At 39.3% G+C, this 1074-nt stretch carries 1 protein-coding gene; it reads right to left on the reverse strand.

Annotated elements, in window-relative coordinates; all coding sequences use genetic code 11:
* A partial coding sequence (locus F972_RS00910) for a SulP family inorganic anion transporter (RefSeq protein WP_004763598.1) occupies window positions 1-785 on the reverse strand: 785 nt, incomplete at its 3' end.
* Window positions 786-1074: the final 289 nt, after the last annotated feature.

The following is a 1074-nucleotide window of genomic DNA, read 5'->3' on the forward strand; positions in this document are numbered from 1 at the left end:
CCTTGTCCTTTACACTCACGGTTTTTATCACTGGTGGTATCTGTTAAATCGTCGACAATCGTTGCTGTCATCATAGATTCAAGCAAACCGACGGCTGCTAATCCCAGTGAATAAGGCAAAATAATAGCTAAAGTTTCAAGATTTAAAGGAATATCAGGAAGCAAGAAAATTGGAAGAGTATCTGGTAATTGCCCCATATCACCTACGGTTCTTACATCTAAACCAATGAACAAGGCAAAGAGCGTGAGGAGTACAATACAGATGAGGGGAGAGGGTAAAAGCTTGCCTATTACTGGGATATAGGGGAATAGATAAATAATGGCTAAACCACCAATTGTCATCGCATAGACATGCCATGTCACATTGGTGAGTTCAGGCAATTGGGCCATAAAAATTAGAATAGCCAAGGCATTCACAAAGCCAATCACAACCGACTTTGACACAAAGCGCATCAATGCACCTAATTTTAGATAGCCTGCTAGGATTTGAATAAATCCTGTCAAAATTGTGGCTGCTAATAAGTATTGCAGACCATGCTCTTTAACCAGTGTGACCATTAATAAAGCCATAGCACCAGTTGCAGCAGAAATCATCCCTGGACGACCGCCTACGAAAGAAATCACCACGGCAATACAGAATGAAGCATATAACCCTACCTTAGGGTCGACACCTGCAATAATTGAAAAGGCAATTGCTTCAGGAATTAGAGCCAAAGCAACAACAATACCCGCAAGAACATCCCCGCGAATATTGGAGAACCATTGTTCTCGAATAGTGGATAACATGAAAATAGCCTATTTTTTTAAATTTTAGGAAAGGCTAGTGATGTGATATATGACACACAAGCTACTACACCACATCACTAGACAGTGATGAGTTATTTACTGTTTTAAGAGATAAATAAACTTATGGTGGCGTAAGTGTCATATTAAGAAAGATATCTATTTTGGAGGGTTTCGGGGGCAATGATAGCAGTTAGGCCCTTTTCTATCCACCCTAACCGCAGTACTGAAGTAAAAGTAAGAATGATCATAGATAATTTTAGAATTGATTTATGTCCATTTAACATAATGG

It is taken from the genome of Acinetobacter sp. CIP 102529, assembly GCF_000368325.1.
In the GTDB taxonomy this organism is placed as follows: Bacteria; Pseudomonadota; Gammaproteobacteria; order Pseudomonadales; family Moraxellaceae; genus Acinetobacter; species Acinetobacter parvus.